6 protein-coding genes are annotated in these 7533 nt (G+C 66.3%); 4 read left to right on the forward strand and 2 right to left on the reverse strand.

Features of this window, described 5'->3' with window-relative positions:
* The 4 genes from KJ554_03250 to KJ554_03265 form a co-directional block, all read left to right on the forward strand.
* Positions 1-1125, forward strand: a 1125-nt coding sequence (locus KJ554_03250) for a glycosyltransferase (protein ID MBU0741355.1), incomplete at its 5' end; no start/stop codon positions are given.
* Between the two features lie 43 nt (positions 1126-1168).
* A complete protein-coding gene (locus KJ554_03255; GenBank protein MBU0741356.1) occupies positions 1169-3559 on the forward strand; it encodes a sucrose synthase in 2391 nt (796 codons plus the stop codon).
* 26 nt (positions 3560-3585) lie between these two features.
* Positions 3586-4122: a hypothetical protein gene (locus KJ554_03260; protein ID MBU0741357.1), complete on the forward strand. Its 537-nt coding sequence runs from the start codon at positions 3586-3588 to the stop codon at positions 4120-4122.
* A 267-nt stretch (positions 4123-4389) separates the two neighbouring features.
* Entirely contained in the window at positions 4390-4737 is a 348-nt protein-coding gene (locus KJ554_03265; protein ID MBU0741358.1) for a MarR family transcriptional regulator, read from the forward strand.
* On the opposite strand, the gene KJ554_03270 is transcribed toward KJ554_03265, so the two are convergent.
* Both KJ554_03270 and KJ554_03275 read right to left on the reverse strand, forming a co-directional pair.
* On the reverse strand, positions 4734-6827 hold the full coding sequence (locus KJ554_03270; GenBank protein MBU0741359.1) for a glycosyltransferase family 39 protein: 2094 nt from the start codon (positions 6825-6827) through the stop codon (positions 4734-4736). The two genes, KJ554_03265 and KJ554_03270, sit on opposite strands and share 4 nt — an antisense overlap.
* A gap of 4 nt (positions 6828-6831) precedes the next feature.
* On the reverse strand, positions 6832-7533 hold a 702-nt coding region (locus KJ554_03275; protein MBU0741360.1), incomplete at its 5' end, for a methylmalonyl-CoA mutase.

The raw sequence follows: 7533 nt of genomic DNA on the forward strand, positions 1-7533 counted from the left end.
AAGAAGCAGCGGTTGCTGGACAAGGGTCTCGACGAGGACGCCCTCGAGAAACGCTACAAGTTCACGCGCCGCTTCCAGGCCGAGGAGGAGGCCATGGCCGCGGCCTCGCTCATCGTCACCAGCACGACCCAGGAGATGACCGACCAGTACAGCTCCTACAACAATTACCGCACCCGCAACATGAAGGTCATCCCGCCCGGCGTGGACCTGGACCGTTTCCGCCCGCGGCGCAGGCGGGATCCCGTGCCCCCGATCAAGGCGGAACTCGCGCGTTTCCTGCGCGAGCCGGACAAGCCGATGATCCTCTGCCTGGCCCGCCCGGACGAGCGCAAGAACTTCCGCACCCTGGTGCAGGCCTACGGCCGCGATCCCGAACTGCAGGACATGGCCAACCTGATCCTGATCGCCGGCACGCGCGACGGCATCGCGGCCCTGAAGCCGCCCGAACGGCGCGTCCTGCTGGATATCGTTCAGCTCATCGATGAATACGATCTCTACGGACGCGTGGCGTATCCCAAGCGCCACGACCCCGAGGACGTGCCGGACATGTACCGCCTGGCGGCGCAGAGCCGCGGCGTCTTCGTCAACCCGGCGCTGACCGAGCCGTTCGGATTGACCCTGATCGAGGCCGCCGCCAGCGGCCTGCCCGTGGTCGCCACGCGGGACGGCGGTCCCCTCGACATCATCGCCCAGTGCCACAACGGAGTGCTGATCGATCCGCTGGATGCCGCCGACATGGCGCGGGCGCTGAAGAAGGTCCTGAGCGAGAGCCAGGCCTGGCGTCTGCGCGCGGCCAACGGCGTCGTGCGGGCGAACAACCTGTACACCTGGACCAATCACGTGGCAACTTACCTCTCGCATCTCGAGCGCCTGCTGGACCGCCCCGGTCCCTTCATCAGGGATCACGATCTGAGCGTCGCCGACATCGGCCTCCCGGCGGGCGCGGGCGTCAGGGGCGTGCTCGACCGCATCGCGTCCCGAAAACGTGCTCGCCGCCGCCCACGGGATTATTTCGTCGTCGGGACTGATTCAGCGGGGAAACGGCCGCCTGTTCCCGCCAAGAGGCCCGCGGCGATCGTGGGCCTGCACGATTTCACAGCCCGAATAGGCGCGTCGGACACCTGAACGCATACGCACACACCTCAGTCTGCCCGGGAAGGGATGAATGATGATCCGTGAGCTGGAACGCTTCCTCGCACAACACCGGCGGGAGGCCTACACCCTCTTCCGCCGTTGCCTGGACTTGGGGCGGCCCGTACTCCAGCGAACCGACATCATGCCCGAATTCGAGGCGTTCTGCCGCGAACAAGACGATTCCGCCGAGTGCGGCGAGGGTTTCGCGGAGGTGATCCGCTCCATCCAGGAGGCGGTCTCCACGCCCCCCGACCTCTACCTGGCCATCCGCGCCAACGTGGCGCGCTGGCAGTACGTGCACATCCAGGTGGAGACGGCCAGTTGCCGCGAGGTGGACGTGGCCGAGTACCTGTTCGTCAAGGAGCGCCTGGCCCATCCCGCCGCGGCGACTGACAACTGGCCCCTCGAGATCGACCTGACGCCCTTCGAGAGGGGATTTCCCAAGCTGCACGAGGTCCGATCGATCGGGCGCGGCGTGGAGTACCTGAACCGGCACCTGTCGGGACGCCTCTTCGACAGCAACTCCGACGGGCTCCGCCTGCTCTTCAAGTTCCTGAAGATGCATCAGTGCCAGGGCCAGCAATTGATGCTGAACGACCTGATCCGCGACCGCACCGAAATGCGCGAGCGGCTGCGCGACGCCGTGGAATACCTGGAGACCCGGCCGCTGGCGGATACCTGGGCAGAGGTCGGTCACGAACTGAAACGCATGGGCTTCGAGCCCGGCTGGGGCCGCACCGCCGGTTTCATGGCCGAGAACATGAGCACCCTGTCCGACATCCTCGAGGCGCCGTCGCCCGAGAACCTGGAACGCTTCCTGGTGCGCATACCCATGATCTTCTCCCTGGTGATCCTCTCCCCCCACGGCTACTTCGGACAATCCGGCGTGCTGGGCAAGCCCGACACCGGCGGCCAGGTCGTCTACATCCTCGATCAGGTGCGGGCCCTGGAGCAGGAGATGCTGCGCTCGATCCGCGAGCAGGGGCTGGACATCGAGCCGCGCATATTGATCCTCACGCGCCTGATCCCCGAGGCCGAGGGCACGACCTGCGACCAGGAAGTGGAGCCCGTCACCGGGACCAGGCACACCAGGATCCTGCGCGTGCCCTTCCGCAACCAGAAGGGCGAGCTTATGCGCGAATGGATCTCGCGCTTTGAGATCTGGCCCTACCTGGAGCAGTACGCCATCGATACGGAGAAGGTGATCCTGGCCGAACTGGGCGGTCGACCCGACCTGTTGATCGGTAACTACTCCGACGGCAACCTGGTGGCGACCCTGCTGTCCCAGCGGCTGGGCGTGACTCAATGCAACATCGCCCACGCGCTGGAAAAATCGAAGTACAAGCAATCCGATCTCTTCTGGCGCGATCACGAGGCCCAGTTCCACTTCTCGTGCCAGTTCACGGCCGATCTGATCGCCATGAACACCGCCGACTTCATCATCTCCAGCACCTACCAGGAGATCGCCGGCACCCGCGAGGTGATCGGACAGTACGAGAGCTACTCCAGCTTCACCATGCCCGGCCTGTACCGCGTGGTGAGCGGCATCGATCCCTTCGACCCCAAGTTCAACATCGTCTCGCCGGGGGCGGACACCGAGGTCTTCTTCCCCTTCTCGGAGAAGGACCGGCGCGTCGAGTCGCTGCTGCCGGAGATCGAGGACCTGGTCAACGGCGGCGCCCGCCCGGACGCGCTCGGCCTGCTGCGCGACCATGACAAGCCCCTGCTCTTCGCCATGTCGCGTCTCGACCGCATCAAGAACATGGCGGGCCTGGTCGAGCTGTACGGGCGCAGCGACGCCCTGCGCGGGCAGGCCAACCTGCTTGTCGCCGGCGGATACATGACACCCGCGGAGTCGCAGGACGATGACGAGGCCAAGCAGATCGAGACCATGCACAGGCTCTTCGACGAATACGACCTGGACGGCCAGGCCCGCTGGATCACCATGCGCACCGACAAGACCCAGGTCGGCGAGCTCTACCGCTTCGTGGCCGACTCGCGCGGCGCCTTCGTCCAGCCCGCCCTCTTCGAGGCTTTCGGCCTGACCGTGATCGAGGCCATGAGCAGCGGCCTGCCCACCTTCGCGACGCTGCACGGCGGCCCGCTGGAGATCATCGAGCACGGTATATCCGGCTATCACATCGACCCGTTGCGTCCCGTGGAGGCGGCCGAGATCATGGCCGGCTTCTTCGGCGGCTGCCGCGAGGATGCCACGCTCTGGAAAACCATTTCCGACGGCGCCATCCAGCGCGTCGCCAGCCGCTACACCTGGCAGCTCTACGCCAGCCGGATGCTGTCGCTTTCGCGCATCTACGGTTTCTGGAAATTCATGACGAACATCGAAAGACAGGAGACGAGGCGGTATCTCGAGATGTTCTACACGCTCGTCTACCGCAAGCTGGCCGCCACCGTCCCCGGACAGTGAGCTGCCGTAACGGGGGGTTCGACAAGATGAAACCCGAAGAGTTGCTGCCCGAGGTGATGGCGCAATTCGCGCTCGATCCCGACGGCCTGCACGGTCTGCCGCACTGGGCGCGCGTTCTCGAGAACGCCCTGCGCCTGGCCAAGGACACCGACGTGAACCTGGAAGTGCTGGAACTGTTCGCCATCCTGCACGACTCGCGGCGCATCAGCGACGGCGAGGACCGCGACCACGGATTGCGGTCGGCCGACTTCGCCCTCTACTGCCGCGACAGGGGATACCTGCTCGACGACGCGTACTTCTCGAAGCTGCACCTGGCCATCGTGGGTCACAGCAAGCCGTGCTCCGACCCGGGCGACGAGACCATCCGCATCTGCTGGGACGCCGAACAGCTGGATCTCGGCCGCCTCGGCATCACGCCGCGCTCGAGCTGCATGTACACCGAAGCCGCCCGCGATCCGGCGGTGATCGCGTGGTCCGGCAACCGCAGCCGTCACGGACACGTGCCGAATCTGGTCACCAACCGCTGGCAGCAGTACCGGCAGCTCGACGGCAGAGCCATCTAGAGCGACTCGCCGTGGGCTTTCCAGGCAGAGTGCTCCACCGGCTGTACAAATGCGGAGTGCGTACATGAAAAAGCGAGATGATTGACATATCAAATATTGACATGTCAATATTTGACGTGTTAACTATCTAACATGAGTGCACGTCTACCACACCTCCCTCTTGAGGATTCATCCTCTCATTGGATCATCAGACTGGCCCAGGCGGTCGAATCCTCGCATAAGTGGTATCTGGAGACTTATCAGCTCACAAGAGCACAACTGTGGACGTTGCTGGCAATCCGTCATGACGCCAAACAACCGGTGGCGATCGCCAAGGCGCTGGGGATCGATCCTGCGGCCGTGACTCGCCAGGTCGAGCAGCTCGTGCGCAAGGGCTACGTGCGCAGAACACGGAGCGGCGTCGACCGGCGCGCCCTGTACGTGGAACTCACGGAGAAAGCGGAGCGCGCACTGCCCACGCTGCAGTCGGCGGCCCATCGCGCCGACCGGATGCTCGTCGACGGGTTGCGTCCGGAGGAGATCCGGGCCCTGCAAACGGCCGCACGCAGGATCATTGCGAATGCAAGGACAATGGAGCCCCCCGACCGGCCGGAAGGGATGCCGGGCGAGGATTAGCGCTGCTTCTCCAGGCGCCGCCGCATGTTCTCGGCGTTCTGCGCATCCCCGACAGCCCGGTAGAGATCGCGGGCGCGCGCGAAGTGCCCCAGGGCGGCGTCGGTGTGTCCGCCGTGTTCCAGGTGCAGCGCCAGGCAGGCGTGGGCCGCCGCCTGGCGGGCCGGCGGCAACAGCTTCCCGATCCCGACCAGGGCCGGTTCCAGCAGTGCGACCCCGTCGGCCCAGCGCTCCAGCCTGAGATACGTCTGGGCCAGGTTCAGCTTCACGTTCGCGACCGCCCGGCACGCCTCGGGAGAGTTTCCGCGCGGCATCACCGACAGGCCATCTTCCAGATAGACAGCGGCGGCGGGCCAGTCTCGATCCAGCGCGCGGTCCTCGGCGATCATGGCGCAGAGCTGGAACGCGAGCGTGTCGTTGCCTGCGACGCGGGCGGCGGCCAGACGGAGTTCCAGGACGGCCGTGACCTCGCTGACGGCGATCGCATCGGCGGTCAGGCCGCGCGCCAGTTCGTAGATCACGGTTGCACCCTCCGCGAAGATCCGCTCGACGCCGGCGTAGCGCATGAGTTCGCCCAGATAGCGGTGTTCGGGGTAGTGATCGCGCTCGATGTCGCCGTAGACGATGAACCGTACGTCCTTATCGACGGCGAAGGCGAGGAAGTCGGCCGCGGTGGTCAGGGTGCGCGGATACTGCATGTATTCGAGACCGGCGTAATGGGCCAGATGGGGCTTGCGGGCCATGACGAGGGCGTCCGTGTCGGCGCCGGCCAGCCGCTTCAGCTCGGGCGCGATGTCCAGCACGAACAGGGGCAGGCGTTGCCGGTAGACCTTCTCGGCCACCACGATGTCCGAGATCTGGAAGCCGTAGAGGGTCAGCGCGACGATCGCCAGGATGATCGCGCCCGCGCGCGAGGCCCGTTCGCGCAGGAAGGCCAGCGGCACGGCGAAGGTCCGGGAGGCCCAGTCGCCCAGACGAGCGCGCCGATCCACGCCGTCACCGGCCAAGGCCACGAATCCCACCGCGAACCAGCCCGGCCACACCGCGAAGGCGAAGCGGGGCTGGTAGTACACCGAGCACATGGTCAGGAAGTAAACCAGCGGGAAGACCAGCACGGCCCAGTGTCGGCGGCGCGGCGGGAAGAGCAGCATCCGCAGCAGCCCCAGGACGAGCAGCGCCGTCACGTGGTCGTTGAGGCTGTCGTTCAGCTCTCGCCGCAGGTGGTCCGGCACGTTGGCCAGGTAGCGTTCCAGGAACAGGAGCGGATCGCGGCGTACGACGCCGATCAGGCTGTCGGGCCGATCGCCGGGCGCGGGCCCGGAACCGGCGCCGCCGTAGAACTCTTCCACGAAGATGTTCTGCAGGTTGTGGGTGGCCAGCAGGCGTCCGGTCTGGGCGTGATTGACCGCGTACCATGGCGCGACCACGACCGCGAAGGCCGCCACGTGCGCCGCGGCGCCGAGCATACGCCGCCGGAAGGACTGGCGCTCGCGGTTCACCAGCAACACGACGAGCACGCCGGCCAGGGGCACGATCAGGCCGTTGTACCGGGTCAGGAACGCCAGGCCGCCCAGCGCGCCGGCGGCCGCCAGACGCGCCAACGACCAGCCGTGCCGCGTCAAGCGCTCGACGGCCAGGTAGCACAGCAGCAGGAACAGCAGGTCCGACGACGCCTTGTGGGCGTGCAGGAAGAATTCGAAGGCGAGCGACACGCCCATGGTCGCGCAGATCGCCACGCGCCGGTTGAAGGTGCGCAGCAACAACCGGTAGAGGAGGATCAGGAAGAGCGCGGCGCAGATGAGATTCAGGGTGACGCCGCTGCGGTACCAGTCGCCGCCGAGCAGCGAGACCACCGCGTGCACCCCGACCAGCGCGAAGGACGTGAGCGGCCCCTTGTAGGGATAGTTCAGCACGGAGAACTCGCCGTGCCACAGGCGCTGGGCGGCGATCACCAGATCGCCGTAGAAATCCGTCTCGACGCCGAGGTCGCCGACGGGGAACCAAGCGAGCTGCACCGCCAAGGCGACGGCCGCGTAGACGGCGGCGTAGATCAGGGGGAAGTACCGGTCGAAGCGTCGCGCGCCGTCGCTCATGGCTCTACATGTTCCGCCGGTACTGGCCGCCCACGCGGTAGAGGGCCGCGGAGATCTGACCCAGCGAGCAGACCTTGCAGGCCTCCATCATCTCGGCGAAGACGTTTTCGTGGCGCACGGCAGCCTCCTGCAGGCGCGCCAGGGCGTCGGGCGCGCGTTCGGCGTTGCGGGCGTGGAAGGCGCCCAGCGACGAGATGGCGAACTCCTTCTCTGCAGGCGTGGAGCGGATCACCTCATCCGGCACGAGCGTCGGCGAGCCCTTGGGATCGAGATACGTGTTGACGCCCACGATGGGCAGCTCGCCGCTGTGCTTGAGCTTCTCGTAGAGCAGCGACTCCTCCTGGATCTTGGTGCGCTGGTACATGCGCTCCATGGCGCCCAGGACGCCGCCGCGCTCGCTGAGGCTGCGGAACTCGGCGAGCACCGCCTCTTCCACCAGGTCGGTCAGATCCTCTACGATGAACGCTCCCTGCAGCGGGTTCTCGTTGCGGGCCAGGCCCAGCTCCTTGTTGATGATCAACTGGATGGCTATGGCCCGGCGCACGCTCTCCTCCGTCGGCGTGGTGATGGCCTCGTCGTAGGCGTTGGTGTGCAGGCTGTTGCAGTTGTCGTAGATCGCGGAGAGGGCCTGCAGGGTGGTGCGGATATCGTTGAAGGCGATCTCCTGGGCGTGCAGCGAGCGGCCCGAGGTCTGGATGTGGTACTT

The organism is bacterium (assembly GCA_018814885.1).
Lineage (GTDB): Bacteria > Krumholzibacteriota > Krumholzibacteriia > LZORAL124-64-63 > LZORAL124-64-63 > JAHIYU01.

Coding starts and splice junctions, on each gene's coding strand:
- KJ554_03255 (MBU0741356.1), top strand. CDS start 1,169: ATGATCCGTGAGCTGGAACGCTTCCTCGCACAACACCGGCGGGAGGCC.
- KJ554_03260 (MBU0741357.1), top strand. CDS start 3,586: ATGAAACCCGAAGAGTTGCTGCCCGAGGTGATGGCGCAATTCGCGCTC.
- KJ554_03270 (MBU0741359.1), bottom strand. CDS start 6,827: ATGAGCGACGGCGCGCGACGCTTCGACCGGTACTTCCCCCTGATCTAC.